The 22,447-nt window shown below is 63.3% G+C and carries 18 protein-coding genes and 4 tRNA genes; 17 read left to right on the top strand and 5 right to left on the bottom strand.

Features of this window, described 5'->3' with window-relative positions:
- Positions 1-13 precede the first annotated feature (13 nt).
- The 7 genes from ACFY68_RS11975 (at position 14) to ACFY68_RS11945 (ending at position 3,780) form a co-directional block, all read left to right on the top strand.
- Entirely contained in the window at positions 14-1,225 is a 1,212-nt protein-coding gene (locus ACFY68_RS11975) for an O-succinylhomoserine sulfhydrylase (RefSeq protein ID WP_387527235.1), read from the top strand.
- Entirely contained in the window at positions 1,222-1,995 is a 774-nt protein-coding gene (locus ACFY68_RS11970; RefSeq protein WP_346613763.1) for an SDR family oxidoreductase, read from the top strand. The genes ACFY68_RS11975 and ACFY68_RS11970 overlap by 4 nt, the downstream gene beginning before the upstream one ends.
- 148 nt (positions 1,996-2,143) lie before the next feature.
- Positions 2,144-2,219, top strand: a tRNA-Val gene (locus ACFY68_RS11965).
- A gap of 80 nt (positions 2,220-2,299) precedes the next feature.
- Positions 2,300-2,376: transfer RNA gene (locus tag ACFY68_RS11960), tRNA-Asp, on the top strand.
- 98 nt (positions 2,377-2,474) lie between these two features.
- Positions 2,475-2,551, top strand: a tRNA-Asp gene (locus tag ACFY68_RS11955).
- Between the two features lie 138 nt (positions 2,552-2,689).
- A tRNA-Asp gene (locus ACFY68_RS11950) sits at positions 2,690-2,766 on the top strand.
- Between the two features lie 189 nt (positions 2,767-2,955).
- Positions 2,956-3,780, top strand: coding sequence for a DUF2242 domain-containing protein (locus ACFY68_RS11945; RefSeq protein ID WP_387527230.1), 825 nt, complete (start codon positions 2,956-2,958; stop codon positions 3,778-3,780).
- A gap of 244 nt (positions 3,781-4,024) precedes the next feature.
- On the opposite strand, the gene ACFY68_RS11940 is transcribed toward ACFY68_RS11945, so the two are convergent.
- The 3 genes from ACFY68_RS11940 to ACFY68_RS11930 all read right to left on the bottom strand — a co-directional run bounded on the left by ACFY68_RS11940 (position 4,025) and on the right by ACFY68_RS11930 (position 7,238).
- Positions 4,025-5,065: an AraC family transcriptional regulator gene (locus ACFY68_RS11940; RefSeq protein ID WP_387527227.1), complete on the bottom strand. Its 1,041-nt coding sequence runs from the start codon at positions 5,063-5,065 to the stop codon at positions 4,025-4,027.
- A gap of 4 nt (positions 5,066-5,069) precedes the next feature.
- Positions 5,070-6,188, bottom strand: coding sequence for a nitrilase-related carbon-nitrogen hydrolase (locus ACFY68_RS11935; RefSeq protein WP_387527224.1), 1,119 nt, complete (start codon positions 6,186-6,188; stop codon positions 5,070-5,072).
- Between the two features lie 138 nt (positions 6,189-6,326).
- Positions 6,327-7,238: an RHS repeat-associated core domain-containing protein gene (locus ACFY68_RS11930; protein WP_387527221.1), complete on the bottom strand. Its 912-nt coding sequence runs from the start codon at positions 7,236-7,238 to the stop codon at positions 6,327-6,329.
- Positions 7,239-7,467: 229 nt separating this feature from the next.
- Here ACFY68_RS11930 and ACFY68_RS11925 point away from each other — a divergent pair, with 229 nt between their 5' ends.
- On the top strand, positions 7,468-9,504 hold the full coding sequence (locus ACFY68_RS11925) for an FAD-dependent oxidoreductase (RefSeq protein WP_387527219.1): 2,037 nt from the start codon (positions 7,468-7,470) through the stop codon (positions 9,502-9,504).
- 75 nt (positions 9,505-9,579) lie between these two features.
- Positions 9,580-10,479 (top strand): 1-aminocyclopropane-1-carboxylate deaminase/D-cysteine desulfhydrase, encoded by a 900-nt coding sequence (locus ACFY68_RS11920; protein ID WP_387527216.1) that lies wholly within the window; start codon positions 9,580-9,582, stop codon positions 10,477-10,479.
- On the opposite strand, the gene cybB is transcribed toward ACFY68_RS11920, so the two are convergent.
- On the bottom strand, positions 10,470-11,015 hold the full coding sequence (gene cybB / locus ACFY68_RS11915) for a cytochrome b561 (RefSeq protein WP_387527213.1): 546 nt from the start codon (positions 11,013-11,015) through the stop codon (positions 10,470-10,472). The two genes, ACFY68_RS11920 and cybB, sit on opposite strands and share 10 nt — an antisense overlap.
- An 86-nt stretch (positions 11,016-11,101) precedes the next feature.
- Positions 11,102-12,031, bottom strand: coding sequence for a DUF1853 family protein (locus ACFY68_RS11910; RefSeq protein ID WP_387527210.1), 930 nt, complete (start codon positions 12,029-12,031; stop codon positions 11,102-11,104).
- A gap of 87 nt (positions 12,032-12,118) precedes the next feature.
- Here ACFY68_RS11910 and ACFY68_RS11905 point away from each other — a divergent pair, with 87 nt between their 5' ends.
- The 8 genes from ACFY68_RS11905 (at position 12,119) to ACFY68_RS11870 (ending at position 22,345) form a co-directional block, all read left to right on the top strand.
- Positions 12,119-13,009 carry an NAD(+) kinase gene (locus ACFY68_RS11905; RefSeq protein ID WP_023632574.1) on the top strand — a complete coding sequence of 297 codons (891 nt, stop codon included), beginning with the start codon at positions 12,119-12,121 and terminating at the stop codon, positions 13,007-13,009.
- Positions 13,009-13,980: a metallophosphoesterase gene (locus tag ACFY68_RS11900; RefSeq protein ID WP_387527205.1), complete on the top strand. Its 972-nt coding sequence runs from the start codon at positions 13,009-13,011 to the stop codon at positions 13,978-13,980. Before ACFY68_RS11905 ends, ACFY68_RS11900 begins: the two co-directional genes overlap by 1 nt.
- Positions 13,977-14,855 carry a rhomboid family intramembrane serine protease gene (locus ACFY68_RS11895; RefSeq protein ID WP_387527202.1) on the top strand — a complete coding sequence of 293 codons (879 nt, stop codon included), beginning with the start codon at positions 13,977-13,979 and terminating at the stop codon, positions 14,853-14,855. The genes ACFY68_RS11900 and ACFY68_RS11895 overlap by 4 nt, the downstream gene beginning before the upstream one ends.
- A 13-nt stretch (positions 14,856-14,868) precedes the next feature.
- A complete protein-coding gene (locus tag ACFY68_RS11890; RefSeq protein WP_016393000.1) occupies positions 14,869-15,129 on the top strand; it encodes a YeaC family protein in 261 nt (86 codons plus the stop codon).
- Entirely contained in the window at positions 15,126-15,956 is an 831-nt protein-coding gene (locus ACFY68_RS11885) for a DUF2797 domain-containing protein (protein WP_387527199.1), read from the top strand. Before ACFY68_RS11890 ends, ACFY68_RS11885 begins: the two co-directional genes overlap by 4 nt.
- Positions 15,957-15,969: 13 nt before the next feature.
- Complete coding sequence (gene pepN / locus ACFY68_RS11880) at positions 15,970-18,627, top strand: aminopeptidase N (protein WP_387527196.1); 2,658 nt, start codon at positions 15,970-15,972, stop codon at positions 18,625-18,627.
- A gap of 281 nt (positions 18,628-18,908) precedes the next feature.
- Positions 18,909-19,949 carry a YCF48-related protein gene (locus ACFY68_RS11875; RefSeq protein WP_387527193.1) on the top strand — a complete coding sequence of 347 codons (1,041 nt, stop codon included), beginning with the start codon at positions 18,909-18,911 and terminating at the stop codon, positions 19,947-19,949.
- A 20-nt stretch (positions 19,950-19,969) separates the two neighbouring features.
- Entirely contained in the window at positions 19,970-22,345 is a 2,376-nt protein-coding gene (locus ACFY68_RS11870; protein WP_346613867.1) for an RND family transporter, read from the top strand.
- Positions 22,346-22,447 lie beyond the last annotated feature (102 nt).

The raw sequence follows: 22,447 nt of genomic DNA, 5'->3' as shown, positions 1-22,447 counted from the left end.
AGGGAGTGACGGCATGACGGATCAATGGGATGCCGGGCGACTGGACAGTGACCTCGAGGGTGTCGGTTTCGACACCCTGGCGGTGCGCGCCGGTCAGAACCGTACACCGGAAGCAGAGCACAGCGAAGCGCTGTTTCTGACCTCCAGCTATGTCTTCCGCACGGCTGCCGATGCGGCCGCGCGTTTTGCTGGCGAAACCCCGGGCAACGTCTACTCGCGTTACACCAACCCGACCGTGCGCGCCTTCGAAGAGCGCCTGGCGGCCATGGAAGGTGCCGAGCAGGCTGTGGCCACCTCCACCGGCATGGCGGCGATCCTCGCCGTGGTCATGTCGCTGTGCAGCGCCGGTGACCATGTGCTGGTCTCGCAGAGCGTGTTCGGTTCGACCATCAGCCTGTTCGAGAAGTATTTCAAGCGCTTTGGTGTCGAGGTGGACTACGTGCCGCTGGTCGCCCTGGCGGGTTGGGAGAAGGCCATCAAGGCCAATACCAAGCTGCTGATCGTCGAGTCGCCATCCAACCCGCTGGCCGAACTGGTCGACATCACCGCCCTCAGCGAAGTGGCCCACGCCCGTGGCGCCATGCTGGTGGTGGACAACTGCTTCAGCACCCCGGCGCTGCAGCAGCCGCTCAAGCTGGGTGCCGACATCGTGTTCCATTCGGCAACCAAGTTCATCGACGGCCAGGGCCGTTGCATGGGCGGCGTGGTGGCCGGGCGCAGTGAGCAGATGAAAGAAGTGGTGGGTTTCCTGCGTACCGCTGGCCCCACCCTCAGCCCGTTCAATGCGTGGATCTTCACCAAGGGCCTGGAAACGCTCAAGCTGCGCATGCGTGCGCATTGCGAAAGCGCGCAGCAGCTGGCTGCGTGGCTGGAGCAGCAGGACGGAATCGAGAAGGTGCATTACGCCGGCTTGCCAAGCCACCCGCAGCACGAGCTGGCCAAGCGCCAGATGAGTGGCTTTGGGGCGGTGGTCAGCTTTGAGGTCAAGGGTGGCAAAGAGGGCGCCTGGCGCTTTATCGATGCCACGCGCGTGATCTCGATCACCACCAACCTGGGTGACAGCAAGACCACCATCGCGCACCCGGCGACCACCTCCCACGGCCGTCTGTCGCCGCAGGAGCGTGAAGCTGCGGGTATTCGCGACAGCCTGGTCCGCGTGGCGGTTGGCCTGGAAGACGTGGCCGACCTGCAGGCGGACCTTGCGCGTGGGCTGGCTGCATTGTGATCGACTGGAAAGGTGGCGGGCCGGGCCATAACGGCCGGGTAGCCCTGGTAACCGGTGCCGCGCGCGGCATTGGCCTGGGTATCGCTGCCTGGTTGATCTGCGAAGGCTGGCAGGTGGTGCTCAGCGACCTCGACCGCCCGCGCGGCGCCAAGGTCGCCAAGGCACTGGGCGACAACGCGTGGTTCATCACCATGGACGTCGCTGACGAAGCCCAGGTCAGCGCCGGGGTTTCCGAAGTGCTTGGGCAGTTCGGGCGGTTGGATGCGCTGGTGTGCAATGCGGCCATCGCCAACCCGCACAACCAGACCCTCGAGAGCCTGAGCCTGGCGCAATGGAACCGGGTGCTGGCGGTCAATCTCAACGGCCCGATGTTATTGGCCAAGCACTGTGCGCCGTACCTACGGGCGCACAATGGCGCGATCGTCAACCTGACCTCGACCCGTGCCCGCCAGTCCGAGCCAGACACCGAGGCCTACGCGGCCAGCAAGGGTGGCCTGGTGGCGTTGACTCATGCCCTGGCCATGAGCCTGGGCCCGGAGATCCGCGTCAATGCGGTAAGCCCAGGCTGGATCGATGCGCGTGACCCTTCCCAGCGCCGTGCCGAACCGTTGACCGAAGCCGACCATGCCCAGCATCCGACGGGCAGGGTAGGGACCGTGGAAGACGTTGCGGCCATGGTGTCATGGTTGCTGTCGCGCCAGGCAGCGTTCGTCACCGGCCAGGAGTTTGTGGTCGATGGCGGCATGACCCGCAAGATGATCTACACCTGAGCATGATCCTGTAAGGGAAAGGGACCGAAAGGTCCCTTTTCTGTTTTTGCTTTTTTTGAAAAAAATTCAATGGGGGTATTGACTTAGCATCGGTACCTGCGTAAATTTCGCGGCCTCAGCGAAGCAAACGCAACAAGCAACATCGCGGGGGTGATTAGCTCAGCCGGGAGAGCATCTGCCTTACAAGCAGAGGGTCGGCGGTTCGATCCCGTCATCACCCACCACTTCCTGAGCGTTCCTGGTGCAGCAAGCTTCGTAAGAAGCTGACAGCCAGAGAGGAACAAGGCCTGATAAGCCACACTGCGCAGCGGTAGTTCAGTCGGTTAGAATACCGGCCTGTCACGCCGGGGGTCGCGGGTTCGAGTCCCGTCCGCTGCGCCATTTTCAGTAACAGAGGGGTGCTTTGCACCAATCTGCAGCCGAAGGCAAACATGCCTGAGGCGATCCCAGTTTCAATCGGGCGCAAGCCTGAACGATACGCAGCGGTAGTTCAGTCGGTTAGAATACCGGCCTGTCACGCCGGGGGTCGCGGGTTCGAGTCCCGTCCGCTGCGCCATCTTCGTTTCGAGGCCCCTTGAACGCCTCGAAGCAACAAAAACAGCGATCATCGTGTCGCTTTTTTTGTGCCTGCCCTGAGGCTTCCATGCCGGAAGGGAAGGTCCCAGTTTCAACCGGGCGCAAGCCCGAGCGATACGCAGCGGTAGTTCAGTCGGTTAGAATACCGGCCTGTCACGCCGGGGGTCGCGGGTTCGAGTCCCGTCCGCTGCGCCATCTTCGCCTCGAGGCCCCATGAACGCCTCGAAGCAAAACGAGAAAGCGACCTTCGGGTCGCTTTTTTCGTTTCTGCGCCTGCGCATCCAGGATTTACACGATGCTGACAGACTCTTCACTGATGAACGGTTCCAGTGCAAGGGCGCTGTGATGCACAATAGACGCCTCTCGACTTACCCGGAATCCGCAATGACCAGATCATCCGTCTTTGGTGCGCTCGGGCTGGCCCTGGTGCTGGCGGGCGTGTCCGGTTGCTCCTCGAAAAAAGCCGCCATCTATGAACATGAGAATTTCGACGATTCGGGCACTTATTCGCGCAGCTTCCCGGTCAGCGAGGCAGGTTCGTGTGAGGCCGCCCGGCGCGCGCTGCTGAGCCAGGGTTACATCATTACCAGCAGCGGCTCCAGCCAGGTCGCGGGTAACAAAAGCTTCCAGCAGAACAGCGATAACCACCTGCAGATCAGCTTCAGCGTCACCTGCGCACCCGACAGCGGCGACGAGCAGCGCTCGACCATGTTCGCCAACGCGCTGCAGGACCGCTACGCACTCAAGAAGTCCAACACGTCCGCCAGCCTTGGTGTCGGCATATTGGGGTCGGTGTCGATGCCGATCGGCTCCAGCGACGATTCGATGGTCAAAGTTGCCAGCGAAACGGTCACCGCGCCGCAGTTCTATGAACGCTATTTTGCCTTGGTTGAAAGTTACTTGCCCAAGCCGAAGAAGGTCAGCAAGGCCAAGGTCGAGGCCCCTGCACCCAAGTCGGAAAAGCCGGCGCCTGATCTTGGGTTGCCGGAGCAGGTATCGGCGGCGCCTGTGAGCGCACCTGTAGCGCAAACGGCCCCCGCTGCACCTGCCCCTGCCCCTGCGGCGATAGTACCGGCCAGTGAAGCCGCAGCTGCGCCGGTGGTGGATGACAGCCAGGGTTCACAGCCTGTGGCGCCGCCTTCGGAATCGGCACCGATCGAGGTGCAGCAGGATGCGCAGCCAACCGAGGCAGCACCTGCGCCGCTTTGAGGGGCGTCAGCGTGTACAGACACTGTTACAGATAAGCGGGGATAACTTCCAAGGCACCTGCTACGTTTATCACTCATGAGCTTGTCATCATTTCTTCATCCAGCCTGCTTAGGTTGAAGGCATGACCAACGAAGATAAATGAGTGAAGAGGACGCAGGGCGATGGATGACTATCAGGAAGAGCTGCTCGAGTTTCAGGCCTACGAGCTGGACCCGCCAGAACCGGCCGACGACGCCACCGAGCTTTAACCCACCTGCCGCTGGCTGCGGCGGAACTCCCCCGGTGTGAGGCCCGTCCAGCGTTTGAATGCGCGCTGGAAGGCCTCGGCCGAAGCGAACCCCAACAAGTAGGCTATCTCGCCAAAGGCCAATTCCGTGTCGCGGATGTAGGCCTCGGCCAGGTCGCGCCGTGTGTCATTGAGCAAGTCTCGAAACCGCGTACCTTCTTCTGCCAGTTTGCGCCGCAGGGTCCAGGTGGGCAGTTGCAGGCGTAGCGCCACTTCTTCGAGGTCGGGGTCCCGGCCACCATTGAGCAGCGGGCCAAGCAAGTGGGTGATGCGCTCACCCAGGCTACGTACCCGTGTACGTTGCAACATTTCCGCTTCACACAGCTGCAGCAGGTGCTGCCACGTGCTTGGGCAGTGCTGCGGGTTGGCCTGGTCCAGCGTGGCGCGGCTCAGGCGCAGTCGGTTGCTGTTTGCGCCAAACTGTACTGTGCCGCTGCACAAGGGCTGGTATTGGGCGGCGTAGTCCGGGGCTTCGAATTCGATTTCCAGGCGTTCAGCCTGTAAAGGTGCGGTGGACAGGGCTGCAAGCTGGGCGAGCCAGCCGGCCAGCAGTGAGTCGACGACGAAACGGTTGTACGCGTTGTAAGGGCTGATCGAATAGAAGCGCAGCCACGCCCCGTGGGCATCTTCCTCAAAGCGTGAATGGCCACGGTAGTTGGCGGCATACAGCGGCTCGAACCGCAGCAATGTACGTGCGGCTTCGCCAAGCGTTGGGGCCTGGGCCGCCGTAACGCCTGCCAGGCCGGCCTGGGCCAGCCGGCTGAGGCGCCCCATGTGCAGGCCAAGCGCGGGCTCGCCACACTGTGCGATGGCGGCATGCCCAAGGTGCATATAGCGGGGGATCGACAAGCGCGCGCCAGCTTCGGCCAGGCGCGTGGCGTCAAGCCCGTAGCGGTGCAGCAGTGGCTGTGGGTCGTGGCCCAGGCCGAGCAAGGCCTCGGCCAAGGGCTGGACGAAGCCTACCGACAGGTCGCCCAGGCGCACACGTGGGCGTGGCATGCGCTTATAGCCACACGTTCAGCAAGCGGGCGCCGGGGCTGGGCGGCCCCGCAAGCAGTTCGCCTGCCTGATGGGCAAAACCCTGGCCGTCGCTGGCCTGCTCCCAGAACTGCCCACGCATGAATACGCTCATGCTGCTGACGCCGTTGCCAGCAGCTTGGGTCAGGCGTTGCCAGGCGGTCTGTTCGCTGACTTCGCCGCGTTGCAGGGCAAGCTCGGCGGCGGCGTCCTGATGTCGGTTGCCGCGCCAGGGAGCTTCCCAGCTGCCTTTGCCGCTGAGAAACACCGGGTTGGCGATCAGTTGTACCTGTTGTTGTTCCAGTTGGCGTTGGTTTTCCGGGTACCAACTGTCGCTGCCGATCAGCACGCCAAGGCGGCCGGCTGGGGTCTGCAAGACCTGAAGCGGGAAATGCCTGCCATGGTGGATGTAACGCCGCACCTCGCTGTCGGGATACTGCTGGCGCTGTGGTTGGCCGAGCAGTGAGCCATCGCTGGCAAATACCATACTGCTGTTGAACAGCGGGCCGCTGCCTGCGTGCAGCACACCTTTTTCCACGTACGGGGCAGGCAGCACGATCGAGCCGGCCACCAGGGTCACGCCGAACTCTTTGGCCAGGCCGCCGAACAGCTGCTGGTAATCGCTGGCCATCTGCTGGGCCTTCATGCGCAGGTGCGCGTCGGCCCGGCGGTCATCGCCGCTGGCCCGTAACATGGCCAGGCCATAGCGCAGCGGGTTGCTCAGCTCCAGCCATTGCTCGGCCTCCCGGCTGTGGGTGACCTGATACAGCTCGTTCTTCTCGCCACGCGCCCATAGCCAGGTGCCGATGTGTTCGGGCAACACCACCACGGTGCGCGGGCCGACCAGGCCCTGGGCACGGGCTTGTTGCAGGTATGCCGAGAGCTTGCGATGCAGGTGCTGCAGGTTCTGGTAGTCATTGGGGTAGAGCAGTGGCTCGACGCCCAGCAGGTTGCCCCGTTCGCCGGGCACGCCATGGTTGAGCGCCAGTTCCACACGCAGGTCGGACAGGTAATGGCCTTCTGGGCGCTGTTGGGTCCAGAAGCCGTAGCCGCACAGGGCGGCAATCATTGCCAGCGCCAGGGCGCTTGCCAGGAGTTTTCGCATGAGGCTTTGGTTTTTATCTAAAGCTGAGGCCTGAACTTAGCATACATGCGGTAGTGAAAAAAGGGCGGCGTCTGATCTCCTGGCTTGATTTGAAAGCAGGGGTTGAAATATATGTTTATATGGTGGCGACGTGAATTTCTATGGGCGCCTGTATAGTATGCCTCTTATGCTAGCGGATCCATCATTCGGGTCTAGCGCTCGTGTTACTAATCTTTCACTGCTGGCTATAATGTAAGCGTTGGTATGCTGCGCGGCCTGAATTAATGCGTCGGGAGAAGGAGTGCGATAGCCTCCGCTTAAGCGACCATTGCTTTCAAGATTTTTTACCACGGCCTGTGCATGCTCGTCAGTCAGGGTTTTTTGGCCGTGGGGTGTTTCTTTTATTTTCTTCGATAAAGTGATGAAGTCTAGGTTATGTTTAAATTCGGGATATTTATGTTCCACGACCGGTACGAGCCTATTTCCAGATTTATCTGTATTAACGTTGAATACCACAACGTTTTGTATTTTTCTGGTGATTACAGGTTCTTCTTGTCCAGGGGGTGGTACGGAAAACTTGGTCTTTACGGTTTTTACGTAGACAGCGGAATGAATATTGGGTATTTGGGTGTGGCCGGTCGGGTCAGTATAATTAATGGGGTCGCCTGAGCAGAACGTGTAAGGATTCAGGCCACCTTTCAGAAAAGGACTTAGGTCATCAGGTGAGTGAAACCGCATCAATCGGGAATCGTAAATACGATAGCTGTGGGGCAGATAGCCACCCAGCACCCTGTCAAAGTACTCACCATTGAAGCCGAGCAGTGAATAGAGTTCTGCGCAGAAACCATAAGGCGTGTAGGCATGGCTATGGTTTGCATTGGCCTGCTCGGTGCCGAAGGTGGAGCCCTTAATATCGGATGTAAGCAGGGTAGAGGCCGTACCTTTGACGGTGCGCTCTGCCAGCGTAATGTCACCCATGCGCAACAGGCTGCAAGGCTCGTCACCCTGCAGCCTGGTAACGAGCTTGTCATCTTTGTAGAAAAAGAGAGAGTGCTTTGGCGATCTATTCATGTCTGGTGCTCGTAGACTGAGGGAGACATTTATTCGTCTTGATTATGAAGACGCCGGCCAATTCATCAACTGGCAAAAATGGTAGGGCGCCGCGTGCACTAGGATCAGTAACTTGTCAGTTTCGATCATTGAGCCGATTCAAACGGCTGTTTAATGTCGCAGACAGACAAACGACGGGGCCCGTTGAGGCACCCGCATTCCGTGATCACGCCACATGGGGAACCGTTCCATGGCTGCCGACCGCTATCGACACTTGCTGGCCCCGCTCGACCTGGGCTTCACCACCCTGCGCAATCGCACCTTGATGGGTTCGATGCACACCGGCCTCGAGGAGCGCCCCGGCGGTTTCGAGCGCATGGCGGCGTACTTTGCCGAGCGGGCCCGTGGAGGCGTCGGCCTGATGGTCACAGGGGGTATCGCGCCTAACGACGAAGGCGGCGTGTATTCCGGTGCGGCCAAGCTGAGCACCGAGGAGGAGGCCGACAAGCACCGCATCGTCACCGAGGCCGTGCATGCTGCCGGCGGCAAGATCTGCCTGCAGATTCTGCATGCCGGGCGCTACGCCTACAGCCCGCGCCAAGTGGCGCCCAGCGCCATCCAGGCGCCGATCAACCCGTTCAAACCCAAGGAACTGGACGAAGCGGGCATCGAGAAGCAGATCGCCGATTTCGTCAATTGCGCCGTGCTGGCTCAGCGCGCCGGCTATGACGGCGTCGAGATCATGGGTTCGGAAGGCTACTTCATCAACCAGTTCCTCGCCGCCCACACCAACCACCGTACCGACCGCTGGGGTGGTAGCTACGAAAATCGTATGCGCCTGGCCGTGGACATCGTCAGCCGGGTGCGCGACGCCGTAGGCCCGAATTTCATCATCATCTTCCGCCTGTCGATGCTCGACCTGGTCGAGGGCGGCAGCAGCTGGGACGAAATCGAACAGCTGGCCAAGGCCATCGAGCGGGCGGGTGCCACGCTCATCAACACCGGCATCGGCTGGCACGAGGCGCGCATCCCGACCATCGCCACCAAGGTGCCCCGCGCGGCGTTCAGCAAAGTCACCGCCAAGCTGCGGGGTGCGGTGAGCATTCCGCTGATCACCACCAACCGCATCAACACCCCGGAAGTGGCCGAAGCGGTACTGGCCGAGGGCGATGCCGACATGGTCTCGATGGCCCGGCCGTTCCTGGCCGACCCGGACTTCGTCAATAAGGCGGCTGAAGGGCGCAGCGACCAGATCAATACCTGCATCGGCTGCAACCAGGCCTGCCTGGACCACACCTTCGGCGGGAAGCTCACTAGCTGCCTGGTCAACCCGCGCGCCTGTCACGAGACCGAACTCAATTACCTGCCAGTGCGCACGGTGAAGCGCATTGCCGTAGTCGGTGCCGGCCCGGCCGGCTTGGCGGCGGCCACAGTGGCTGCCGAGCGTGGCCACGCGGTAACCCTGTTCGACAGTGCGAGCGAGATCGGCGGGCAGTTCAACGTGGCCAAACGGGTGCCGGGCAAGGAGGAATTCTTCGAGACCCTGCGTTACTTCGGCAACAAGGTGAAGAGTACCGGCGTCGACCTGCGCCTGAACACCCGCGTGGACGTGCAGGCGTTGTTGGCAGGTGCTTTCGACGAGGTCATCCTGGCCACCGGCATCGCGCCGCGCACCCCGGCGATTCCGGGTGTGGAGCACGCCAAGGTGCTCAGCTACCTGGACGTGCTGCTGCAGCGCAAAGCGGTAGGTGAAGCGGTTGCAGTGATCGGCGCGGGCGGGATCGGCTTCGATGTCTGCGAATACCTGGTGCATCAAGGCGTGGCCAGCAGCCAGGACCGCGAGGCGTTCTGGAAGGAGTGGGGCATCGATATTGATCTTGAAGCGCGTGGCGGTGTGGCGGGCATCAAGGCCGCACCGCATGCGCCGGCCCGGCAGGTGTACCTGCTGCAGCGCAAGGCGTCCAAGGTCGGCGACGGCTTGGGCAAGACCACCGGCTGGATCCACCGCACCGGGTTGAAGAACAAGCAGGTGCAGATGCTCAACAGCGTCGAGTATCTGGCGATCGATGATGCTGGCTTGCACATCCGTGTAGGCGATGGCGAGCCGCAAGTGCTGGCGGTGGACAATGTGGTGATCTGCGCCGGGCAGGAGCCGCTGCGTGAGCTGCACGACGGCCTGGTGGCGGCGGGGCAGTCGGTGCACCTGATCGGCGGTGCCGATGTGGCGGCGGAGCTGGATGCCAAGCGGGCGATCAATCAGGGCTCGCGGTTGGCTGCCGAGCTTTGACATAGAAGACCCGGGCCGCTCTGCGGCCCCGGGTTTTCACTGATAGACTGATGCCCTCGCATCAGGCGCCGATCCATGTCCAGCTGTTTCCTCGACCTTCCCCATGCCCCACTTCAGCCTATGCGCCTGCCATGGCTGGAAAGCGCCAACATTGAAGCTGCCATCCTGCGCCTGGACCTGGTTGACCCACTCATCAGTGGCAACAAGTGGTTCAAGCTGCGCCACCACCTGCTGCAAGCCCGTGAAGCACGCGCGCCGGGGCTGATCAGCCTGGGTGGCAACCACTCCAACCACCTGCATGCCCTGGCCGCTGCCGGCAAGCGCTTCGGTTTCGCAACCGCAGGACTGTTGCGCGGCCATGCCCAGGACACACCCACCGTGCGTGACCTGCAGGCGCTGGGCATGGAGCTGCACTGGCTCGGCCATGGCGGCTACCGTGCCCGTCACCAGCCCGGTTTCTGGTCGCCTTGGCAGGCGCGGTACCCCGGCTGGCACTGCATCCCCGAAGGCGGGGGTGGGCTGCAGGGGGCACTGGGCTGCGCGCTGATCGTCGAGCAAGCCAGGTTGCAACTGGCCGCGCTGGGTTGGCCGGATTATCACGCCTGGTGGCTGCCCGCCGGTACCGGTACGACCTTGGCTGGCCTGGTGCTGGCCGAAGCGGGGCGGCATGTGGTGCATGGCGCCCTGGCCGTGCCATTGGGTCATGGTGTGCCGGAAGTGGTGGCGGAGCTGGCCGGTACGCGCGGTTACCAGCTCCATGATGCTAGCCGCGGCGGTTTTGCCAGGTTAGATGATGAGTTGCTGGCATTCATCGATGAAACCGAGCGCCACACAGGCATTCCCCTGGAGGCGCTTTACACCGGCAAGGCCCTGCTGGCACTGCGTGAGCAGGCCCAGGCCGGGCTGTTTGCTGCTGGCACCCGGCTGATCTTCCTTCACACCGGCGGCCTGCAGGGCCGCCGTGGTTATTTGTAGGGCAGCATGCGCAGCAGCGTGTTGTCACGTTGCACGTAGTGGTGGTAGAGCCCTGCCAGCGCATGCAGGCCGATCAGCCAGTAACCCCAGGTGGCCACCCGCTCATGCCAGCCCTTGATGAACTTCGCAAGGTCCGGGTCCGCGCCGATCAGGTGCGGCAGTTCCAGGCCATAGAAGGGCACCGGCTTGTCGGCGGCACTGAGGATCAGCCAGCCGGCCAGCGGCAAGCCGATCATCAGCAGGTACAGCGCCAGGTGCATCAGGTGCGCGAGGCCGGTCTGCCAGGCCGGTGGCTTGGGCAGGATGGGCGGGGTGGGGCGGCTCAGGCGCACGGCCAGGCGCAGCCAGACCAGCACGAATACCGTCAGGCCAAGCATGAAGTGCAGGTCTTTCATCAGGTTACGTTCGGCGCTGTCCTTGGGGAACAGGCCACGAAATTCGATGCAGGCGTACACGGCCGCCAGCAGCACCAGCATCAGCCAGTGCAGGGCGATGGAAAGGCGCGCGTAACGGGGCGCGGGGGTGGTTGAAACCATGGTGGGTCCTCGTCATCAGGTCGATGGTAGCGCTCTTGGCGGCGCTCACTGCTAACTCTAACGGCTGATCGAGCGGACGCATTGCGCTAGGTCGGTATCGGCCACTGATCGGCGACCAGAAACACTCGCTCCGCTTCGTGCCAGGCGCCGTCATCTTCGGCTTCCAGCCTGACCAGCATCTGCGCCGGTGCTTGTGGCTCTAGCGATTGCAACCAGGTGGCGAACTGCTGTGGCGCCCAGCACACATCCGCTTCAACCCGTGCCGGTGCCAGCCAGGCGTGGCGGGGCAGCGGCTGCCAGCGTTCGCCGGCGGCCACCGGCCAATCCCGCCGCCGTACCCAGCGCCCGCGCAGGTGCAGCGGATTTGCCCCTTCGGGCGGGTCGGCATGCCCCGGCGACGGGTAGAACAGGTAACCCCCCAGCCACACGTGCGCCTGAAGCTCATGAATGCCAAGCCCGGCCAGCGCCTCGCGGCTCTGCGCATCACTCGACATGGGCAACTGATGCCCGGCCAAGTGCGCAAGCTTGGTGCCCAGCCGGTCATGGCAACCCGGCCCGAGCCATTGGCCGGGATCATGGCCTTGACCTTTGACTGGCCCCAAGTACAGCTTGATGGCAAGCTCCAGGTGATGGGTGCCGTCGGCATCGCGCAGCAGGATGTCCAACTCGCCCAGCGTTCGCCCGCCCGTGCGGATTGCCAGGTTGGCCGACAGCAGCTCGACACCGGGCGCCTGGCCCAGGGCGAACTGCCACAGACCTTCGTAGTACAGCCCCAGGCGTCGGCTGGTGAGGGTTGCCAGCCGCTCACGCAGGGGTTGGTCGTCGTTATCAAGGTGCAGTAACCAGGCCTTCAACCGTTGTGGGTCCGCCGCCCAGGCGCTCCCCGCCAGCGGATGGCGCTGGGGGCAGGGCGGTGTGCTGAGCAGCGGTGGCGACAGCAGGGTCCAGGCCAGGTCGCGCACGGCAGGGCGGCGCAACTGGCGGGGCAGGTCGTGGAGTTCGGCAAAAGGCATCATGCTGCGAGCATAGCCGGTTTGCCGCTGCCCGGTCGTTTCGCCATAATCGGCGCATAGTCACCCGCCGCAGAGCCTCGCAGGAGCCCCATGGAGCAATTTCGCAATATCGGTATCATCGGCCGCCTTGGCAGCTCGCAGGTGCTCGACACCATTCGCAGACTGAAAAAATTCCTCCTCGAGCGCCACCTGCACGTGATCCTCGAGGACACCATCGCCGAAGTCCTGCCTGGCCACGGCCTGCAGACCTCCACCCGCAAGCTGCTGGGCGAAGTCTGCGACCTGGTCATCGTCGTCGGCGGTGACGGCAGCCTGCTCGGCGCCGCCCGCGCCCTGGCCCGGCACAACATTCCGGTGCTGGGGATCAACCGCGGCAACCTGGGTTTCCTCACCGATATCCGCCCCGACGAGCTGGAAGAGAAGGTCGCCGAGGTGCTCGACGGCCACTACCTGGTGGAAAACCGCTTCCTGCTGCAGGCTGAGGTGCGTCGCCACCACGAGGCCATCGGCCAGGGTGATGCGCTCAACGATGTGGTGCTGCACCCGGGCAAATCGACGCGGATGATCGAGTTCGAGATCTACATCGATGGCCAGTTCGTCTGCAGCCAGAAGGCCGACGGCCTGATCGTCGCCACCCCGACCGGTTCGACCGCCTACGCGCTGTCGGCCGGTGGCCCGATCATGCACCCCAAGCTCGACGCCATCGTCATCGTGCCGATGTACCCGCATACCTTGTCGGGCCGGCCGATCGTGGTGGACGGCAACAGCGAGCTGAAAATCGTGGTGTCCAAGGACCTGCAGATCTACCCGCAAGTGTCCTGTGACGGCCAGAACCACTTCACCTGCGCGCCCGGCGACACCATCACCGTGAGCAAAAAACCGCAAAAGCTGCGCCTGATCCACCCACTGGACCACAATTACTACGAGGTCTGCCGCACCAAACTCGGCTGGGGCAGCCGCCTGGGAGGCAGGGACGACTGATGCTCGATCCGGCGCGAAGTTTCGACATCATCGGTGACGTGCACGGCTGTGCACTGACCCTGGAACGCCTGCTCGACGCCCTCGGTTACACGCGTATCGGCGGCGTCTGGCGCCACCCACGGCGCCAGGCCCTGTTCCTCGGCGACATCGTCGACCGCGGCCCGCGCATCCGTGAGGCGCTGCACATCGTCCACGACATGGTCGAGGCCGGCCAGGCGTTCTGCATCATGGGCAACCACGAGTACAATGCGCTCGGTTGGGTAACCCCGGCGCTGCCTGGCAGTGGCAAGGCCTACGTGCGCGAGCACACGCCGCGCCATGCCCGCCTGATCGACGAAACCCTGACCCAGTTCGCCCACCACCCTGGCGACTGGCACGATTTCCTGCAGTGGTTCTACGACATGCCACTGTTTGTCGACGCCGGGCGGTTCCGCCTGGTGCACGCTTGCTGGGACCCGCGGCTGATCGACCCGCTGCGCCAGCAGTACCCCGACGGGCGCATCGATGAACATTTCATCCAGGCATCGGCTGTGCCCGGCAGTTTTGCCTCCACGGTCTGCAACCGCCTGTTGCGCGGCACCGACATGCGCTTGCCGGACGGCCTGACGCTGACCGGTGGCGATGGCCTGACCCGCGCCTTCTTCCGCACCAAGTTTTGGGAAGAAGACCCGAAAACCTACGGCGACATCGTCTTCCAGCCCGACGCGCTGCCTGACGAGGTGGCCCGCACGCCGCTCAGCCACACCGAAAAGAACGCGTTGCTACGCTACGCCGAGGATGAGCCACTGCTGTTCGTTGGCCATTACTGGCGCAGCGGCCGCCCGGCGCCAATCCGCGGCAACCTGGCCTGCCTGGACTACAGCGCGGTGCTGTACGGCAAGATGGTGGCCTATCGGCTGGATGATGAAACCCGGTTAGACCCGCACAAATTCGTGTGGGTCGACGTCGACCGACCGCAGGGCAATCAATGAATATCGTCGAAGTGATGCGCTTGCCGCTTGCGGTCGATCTCAGTGGCTTCGTGCACCTGCTGCAGCGCCTGCACGTGCCGCACCGGGTCAGCGAGGAGGGCGAAGTCCAGGTGCTGTGGGCCCCGGAAACCATGGCCGCGGATGTCCTTCAACTCTACCAGCGCTACCCCGACGGCAACGCCGACATCGAAGCGGTCAGCGACCCTGTGACAGAGGGCTTGCCCGCGAAAGGGCCGACGCTGGGCGAGCAGGCCCGCGCCTGCAAGGTTACCGCCGCCATTCTGTTCCTCTGTTTGATCGTCGCCGGCCTCACCCGCCTGGGCGACAACCTCACCACCATCAGCTGGTTCACCTTCCTCGACTACCGCGTGCAGGGCGAATACCTGCACTTCACCCCGCTAGCCCAGGGCCTTGCCGAAGGCCAGTGGTGGCGCCTGGTGTCGCCCATGCTGCTGCACTTCGGCGTGCTGCACCTGGCCATGAACGGCATGTGGTACTGGGAGCTGGGCAAGCGCATCGAACTGCGCCAGGGCCCGTGGCTGCTGGCCGGCCTGACCCTGCTGTTCAGCCTGGTGTCCAACCTCGCCCAGCACTACACCAGCGGCCCGAGCCTGTTCGGCGGCTTGTCCGGTGTGCTGTACGGCCTGCTCGGCCATGTGTGGCTGTACCAGTGGCTGGCGCCCAACCCGCACTTCAACCTGCCCAAGGGTGTGCTGGTGATGATGCTCATCTGGCTGGTCATCTGCCTGACCGGCGTGGTCGGCCAGCTCGGTTTCGGCCAGATCGCCAATGCCGCCCATGTCGGCGGGCTGCTCATCGGATGCCTGACGGGCCTCTTGGGTGGAATGGTGGCCCGGCGTAAACTGTCCGCTTGATTTAGGAGACGCTATGTCCACGTTCGCGCAAATGATCGAAAACATCACCCCGGAAATCTACCAAAGCCTGAAAACGGCCGTGGAAATCGGCAAATGGTCCGACGGCCGCAAGCTCACCCCCGAGCAGAAGGAGCTGTCGTTGCAGGCGGTGATCGCCTGGGAGATGCAGAACCTGCCCGAAGACCAGCGCACCGGTTACATGGGCCCGCAGGAATGCGCGTCGAAGTCTGCGCCGATCGCCAACATTCTGTTCAAGTCGGACTCGGTACATTGATCGAACTCGCTCGTGGCTCTTTGAGCAAGATGGCGGTAAGCCTGGAAGCACCGCTGGTGCAGTACAGCTTTCGCCTGGATGACACGCAGGTGCCGGTCAACCCGTTGATCGGCCAGCGCCTGCGCCTTGAGTACCTCGGTGCCATCCACTGCAGCCATTGCGGCAAGCGCACCAAGACCAGCTTCAGCCAGGGCTACTGCTACCCATGCATGACCAAGCTGGCCCAGTGCGACGTGTGCATCATGGCCCCCGAACGCTGCCACTACGAGGCCGGCACCTGCCGTGAGCCGTCGTGGGGCGAGCAGTTCTGCATGACTGACCATGTGGTGTACCTGGCCAACTCGTCGGGCATCAAGGTCGGCATTACCCGCGCCACCCAGCTGCCCACCCGCTGGCTCGACCAGGGCGCCAGCCAGGCGCTGCCGATCATGCGCGTGGCCACCCGGCAACAGTCCGGCCTGGTCGAAGACCTGCTGCGCAGTCAGGTGCCAGACCGCACCAACTGGCGTGCGCTGCTCAAGGGTGACGCCGAGGTGCTCGACCTGGTTGCCATTCGCGAACAGATTTTCGACGCCTGCGCCGACGGCTTGCGTGAACTGCAGGCGCGTTTCGGCCTGCAGGCGATCCAGCCGCTGCCCGACGCTGAAGTGGTGCAGATGAAGTACCCGGTCGAGGCCTACCCGACCAAGATCGTCAGCTTCAACCTCGACAAGAACCCGGTGGTTGAAGGCACGCTGCTGGGCATCAAGGGCCAGTACCTGATCTTCGACACCGGCGTGATCAATATTCGCAAGTACACGGCCTACCAGTTGGCCGTGCTCCAGTAAAAAGGACCTGCACATGCGTACCGAACAACCGCAAGTGATCTACCTCAAGGACTACCAGGCGCCCGAGTACCTGATCGACGAAACGCACCTGACCTTCGAGCTGTTCGAGGACCACACGCTGGTTCATGCGCAACTGGTCATGCGTCGCAACCCGGCACGCGGTGCCGGCCTGCCGCCACTGGTGCTCGACGGCCAGCAGCTTGAACTGCTGCGCGCCTCGCTGGACGACGAAGACCTGCAGGCGAGCGACTATCAGCTCGAAGCCGACAGCCTGACCCTGCACCCCAAGGCCGAGCGCTTCACCCTCGACACCAGCGTCAGGATCCACCCCGAGAGCAACACCGCGCTGGAAGGCCTGTACAAGTCTGGCAAGATGTTCTGCACCCAGTGCGAAGCCGAGGGCTTTCGCAAGATCACCTATTACCTCGACCGCCCGGACGTGATGAGCACCTTCACCACCACGGTGATCGCCGAGCAGCATCGCTACCCGGTGCTGCTGTCCAACGGCAACCCGACCGGCAGCGGGCCGGCCGAAGATGGCCGCCACTGGGCAACCTGGGAAGACCCGTTCAAGAAGCCGGCCTACCTGTTCGCGCTGGTAGCAGGTGACTTGTGGTGCGTGGAAGACAACTTCACGCGCCAGTCCGGCCGCGATGTGATGCTGCGCATCTATGTCGAGCCCGAGAACCTCGACAAGTGCGACCACGCCATGGTCAGCCTGAAAAAGTCCATGCGCTGGGACGAAGAAGTCTACGGCCGTGAGTACGACCTCGACATCTTCATGATCGTCGCGGTCAACGACTTCAACATGGGCGCCATGGAAAACAAGGGCCTCAACATCTTCAACTCCAGCTGCGTGCTGGCCCGCGCCGAAACCGCGACCGACGCCGCCCACCAGCGTGTCGAAGGCGTGGTCGCCCACGAGTACTTCCACAACTGGTCGGGCAACCGCGTGACCTGCCGCGACTGGTTCCAGCTGTCGCTCAAGGAAGGCTTCACGGTGTTCCGCGACGCCGAGTTCAGCGCCGACATGAACTCGCGCACGGTCAAGCGCATCGAGGACGTCGCCTACCTGCGTACCCATCAGTTCGCCGAGGACGCTGGCCCCATGGCCCACCCGGTGCGCCCGGACAGCTTCATCGAGATCTCCAACTTCTACACCCTGACCGTGTACGAAAAGGGTGCCGAGGTGGTGCGCATGGTCCGCACCCTGCTGGGCGCCGAGGGCTTCCGCAAGGGCAGCGACCTGTACTTCGAGCGCCACGATGGCCAGGCGGTGACCACCGACGACTTCATCAAGGCCATGGAAGACGCCAACGGTGTAGACCTGACCCAGTTCAAGCGCTGGTACAGCCAGGCCGGCACGCCGCGCCTGGACGTCAGCGAAACCTACGACGCCGGCGCCCAGACCTACAGCCTGACCTTCCGCCAGCACTGCCCGCAGACCCCGGACAAAGCCGAGAAGCTGCCGTTCGTGATCCCGGTCGAGCTGGGCCTGCTGGATGCCGACGGCAACGACCTGCCGCTGCGCCTGGCCGGTGAGGCCGCTGCTGGCGGCCGCAGCCGTGTACTGTCGGTGACCGAGGCAGAGCAGACGTTCACCTTCGAAGGTATCCAGGCCAAGCCGCTGCCCTCGCTGCTGCGCGGCTTCAGCGCGCCGGTGAAGCTCAGCTTCCCGTACGACCGCGACCAGCTGATGTTCCTCATGCAGCACGACAGCGACGGCTTCAACCGCTGGGAAGCCGGCCAGCAGCTGTCGGTACAAGTGCTGCAGGAACTGATCGGCCAGCACCAGCGTGGCGAAGCGCTGCAACTCGATCAGCGCCTGATCACCGCCCTGGGCACCGTTCTGGCCAACGAGTCACTGGACGCCGCCATGGTTGCCGAGATGCTGTCGCTGCCGGGCGAGGCTTACCTCACCGAGATCAGCCAGGTGGCCGATGTCGACGCCATCCACGCCGCCCGCGAGTTCGCCCGCCAGCAGATCGCCGCGCAGCTGTTCGAGGGCCTGTGGGCGCGCTACCAGGCGCACCGCGAGGTGTCGCGCAACACCCCCTACGTCGCCGCGGCCGAGCACTTCGCCCGTCGCAGCCTGCAGAACATTGCCCTGTCGTACCTGATGCAGAGCGGCAAGCCGCAGGTGCTGGAAGCGACCCTGGAGCAGTTCGACCAGTGCGACAACATGACCGAACGCCTGACCGCCCTGGCGGTGCTGGTCAATTCGCCGTTCGAGGCCGAACGCGCCAAGGCCCTGGAAACCTTCGCCGAGCACTTCAAGGATAACCCGCTGGTCATGGACCAGTGGTTCAGCGTGCAGGCGGCCAGCGCCTTGCCGGGCGGGCTGGCGCGGGTCAAGGCACTGATGCAGCACCCGGCCTTCACCCTTAAGAACCCGAACAAGGTGCGGGCGCTGATCGGTGCCTTCGCCGGGCAGAACCTGGTCAACTTCCATGCGGCCGATGGTTCCGGCTATCGCTTCCTGGCGGACCTGGTGATCGAGCTGAATGCGCTGAACCCGCAAATTGCCTCGCGCCAGCTGGCGCCGCTGACCCGCTGGCGCAAGTATGACGACGCGCGCCAGGCGCTGATGAAGGGTGAGCTGGAGCGGATTCTGGCTTCCGGGGCGCTGTCCAGTGATGTGTATGAGGTGGTGAGCAAGAGCCTGGTGTAAGCCTGGCAAACCCCGTAGCTGCTGCAGCCCATCGCAGCGGTTCGGCATCCCGACAAGCCAGCTCCCACAGGTAAAGCGCACAGTTCAAGGGCGGCGCTGTACCTGTAGGAGCTGGCTTGCCGGCGATGGGCCGCAAAGCGGCCCCAGCTTTTTGGCGTTAACAAAACATAACGTCCCATTCGTTGTAATGTTTCAGCCTTCCCCGATACGATCCCACCAAGCCTCTAACACAGGCTTTTCAACGCACAGACCCACCAAGAAGAACACAACAGGGGATGGTCATGAGGGAGCGGGTGATGACGCAGGCCAGGCGTGGTGCCTGGCCGTTGGCGGCTGGCGCGGTGCTGGCGCTGGCATTGGGCATGTGGGCAGACAGCGCGCAAGCCGCTGCAGCCGACGAATACTCGACCGAATCGGCCAAGGCCAGCCAAAGCCTGCTGATCGATGCCACCCATGCCGGCAAACGCCTGGTGGTGGTAGGCGATCGCGGCCACATTCTGTTCTCCGATGACCAGGGCAACACCTGGACCCAGGCCCGGGTGCCCACCCGGCAACTGCTCACCGCGGTGTTCTTCCTCGACGAAAAACGCGGCTGGGCGGTCGGCCACGATGCACAGATCCTCGCCAGCAACGATGGCGGCGCGACCTGGAGCAAGCAGTTTGAAGACCTTTCCCGCGAAGCCCCGCTGCTCGACGTCACCTTCCTCGATGCCCAGCACGGTTTTGCCGTGGGTGCCTATGGCGCTCTGCTGGAAACCCGCGATGGCGGTCAGCACTGGCAAGACAGCGCCGAACGCCTGGACAACGCCGACCAGTTGCACCTCAACGGCATTGCCGTGATCAAGGAGGCGGGCCTGTTCATTGTCGGCGAGCAGGGCAGCATGTTCCGCTCCAGCGACAACGGCCAAAGCTGGGCCAAGGTCGAAGGCCCCTACGAGGGCTCGCTGTTCGGCGTGATCGGCACCGCCAAGCCACACACGCTCTTGGCCTATGGCCTGCGCGGCAACCTGTTCCGTTCCACCGACTTCGGTGGCAGCTGGCAACCGATCGAGCTCAAGGCTGCGCGCGGTAACCTCGAATTCGGCCTGGCAAGCGCTACGCTTCTCGATGATGGCAGCCTGGCATTGGTCGGCAATGGCGGCAGTGTGCTGCGCAGCGTCGATGACGGGCAGACCTTCAGCGTCTACAACCGTGCCGACCGCATTGCCCTGGCCGGTGTCAGTGGCCTGGCCAACGGTGGCCTGCTGCTGGTGGGGCAGGGTGGTGTGCACCTGGCCACCGCCGAGGGTGCTGACCAGACTGCCGAAGGGGCGCGCCCATGACCAGCCGAGAGAGCATTACCATGCACCCGCATCACCAGGACAAGGCCACGCTGCTGGAACGCCTGATCTTCAACAATCGCCCGGTGGTCATCGCCATCTGCGTGCTGGTGAGCATCTTCCTGTTCTGGCAGGCCACGCAGATCCGCCCCTCGACCAGTTTCGAGAAGATGATCCCGCTGGAGCATCCGTTCATCGAGCAGATGATGGAGCACCGCAACGACCTGGCCAACCTCGGCAACACCGTGCGCATTTCGGTCGAGGCGGTCAACGGCGACATCTTCGACAAGGACTACATGGAGACCTTGCGGCAGGTCCATGACGAGGTGTTCTACATTCCCGGCGTCGATCGCGCTGGCCTCAAGTCACTGTGGAGCCCCAGCGTGCGCTGGAGCGAGGTCACCGAGGAGGGCTTCTCTGGCGGCGAGGTGATCCCCAACACCTACAACGGCTCGCAGGACAGCCTCGACACCCTGCGCGACAACGTGCTCAAGTCCGGCCAGGTCGGGCGCCTGGTGGGCAATAACTTCAAGTCCAGCATCGTCGATGTTCCACTGCTGGAAAGCTACCCCGACCCGAACGACCCCGGCAAACAGGTCAAACTCGACTACCAGCAGTTCTCGCACCTGCTGGAAGAAAAGATCCGCGACAAGTTCCAGGCACAGAACCCCAATGTGAAGGTGCACATCGTCGGCTTCGCCAAGAAGGTCGGTGACCTGATCGACGGCCTGGTAATGGTGGCGATGTTCTTCGGCGTGGCGCTGGTCATCACCTGGATCCTCTTGTACTGGTTCACCTGGTGCATCCGCAGCACCATCGCCGTGCTCATCACCACCCTGGTGGCGGTGGTCTGGCAGCTGGGCCTGATGCACGCGGTAGGCTTCGGGCTGGACCCGTACTCGATGCTGGTGCCGTTCCTGATCTTCGCCATCGGTATTTCCCATGGGGTACAGAAGATCAACGGTATCGCCCTGCAGTCGAGCGACGCCGACAACGCCCTGACCGCTGCCCGGCGCACCTTCCGTCAGCTGTTCCTGCCGGGGATGATCGCCATCCTGGCCGATGCGGTGGGGTTCATCACCCTGCTGATCATCGACATCGGTGTGATTCGCGAACTGGCCATCGGGGCCTCGATCGGCGTGGCGGTGATCGTCTTCACCAACCTGATTCTGCTACCAGTGGCGATTTCCTACGTTGGGATCAGCAAGAAGGCCATCGAGCGCAGCAAGAAGGACGCAACCCGCGAGCACCCGTTCTGGCGCCTGCTGTCCAACTTCGCCAGCGCCAAGGTGGCGCCGGTTTCCATTGCCTTGGCGCTGATCGCCTTCGCCGGTGGCCTGTGGTACAGCCAGAACCTGAAGATCGGCGACCTTGACCAGGGCGCGCCGGAGCTGCGCCCGGACTCACGCTACAACCAGGACAACAACTTCATCATCAGCAACTATTCCACCAGCTCGGACGTGCTGGTGATCATGGTCAAGACGCCGGCAGAGAGCTGCTCGATCCACTCGACCATGGCGCCGATCGACGAGCTGATGTGGACCATGCAGAACACCCCGGGCGTGCAGTCGGCGATCTCCCTGGTGACCGTGTCCAAGCAGGTGATCAAGGGCATGAACGAGGGGAGCCTGAAATGGGAAACCCTCTCGCGCAACCCGGACATCCTCAACAACTCCATCGCCCGTGCCGATGGGCTGTACAACGCGGACTGCTCGCTGGCGCCGGTGCTGGTGTTCCTCAACGACCACAAGGCCGAAACCCTGGAGCGCGTCACCAGCGCCGCCAAGGCGTTTGCCGACAGCCACAACAAGGAGGGCCTGCAGTTTTTGCTGGCGGCGGGTAACGCCGGGATCGAGGCGGCCACCAACGAGGTGATCAAGTCGGCCGAACTGACCATCCTGGTGCTGGTGTACTTGTGCGTGGCGGTGATGTGCATGATCACCTTCCGCTCGTTTGCCGCCACCCTGTGTATCGTCCTGCCGCTGGTGCTGACATCGGTGCTGGGCAATGCGCTGATGGCGTTCATGGGCATCGGCGTCAAGGTCGCCACCTTGCCGGTGGTGGCCCTGGGCGTGGGCATCGGCGTGGATTACGGCATCTACATCTACAGCCGCCTGGAAAGCTTCCTGCGCGCCGGCCTGCCGTTGCAGGAGGCCTATTACCAGACCCTGCGCTCGACCGGTAAAGCAGTGCTGTTCACCGGCCTGTGCCTGGCGATCGGTGTGTGCACCTGGATCTTCTCGGCAATCAAGTTCCAGGCCGACATGGGCCTGATGCTGACCTTCATGCTGTTGTGGAACATGTTCGGGGCGCTGTGGTTGCTGCCGGCGCTGGCGCGGTTCCTGATCAAACCCGAGAAGATGGTGGGCAAGGAGGGCGGGTCGATATTTGCCCATTGATGGGTTGGGGCCGCTTTGCGGCCCATCGCCGGCAAGCCAGCTCCTACAGGTACGGCGCAAGCATTGGGATTTGTAGGCGCTGGCTTGCCGGTGATGGGCTGC

The sequence above is a fragment of the Pseudomonas sp. NPDC012596 genome, from assembly GCF_042902325.1.
GTDB lineage: Bacteria > Pseudomonadota > Gammaproteobacteria > Pseudomonadales > Pseudomonadaceae > Aquipseudomonas.
This window is presented reverse-complemented; position numbering and strand designations above follow the sequence as displayed.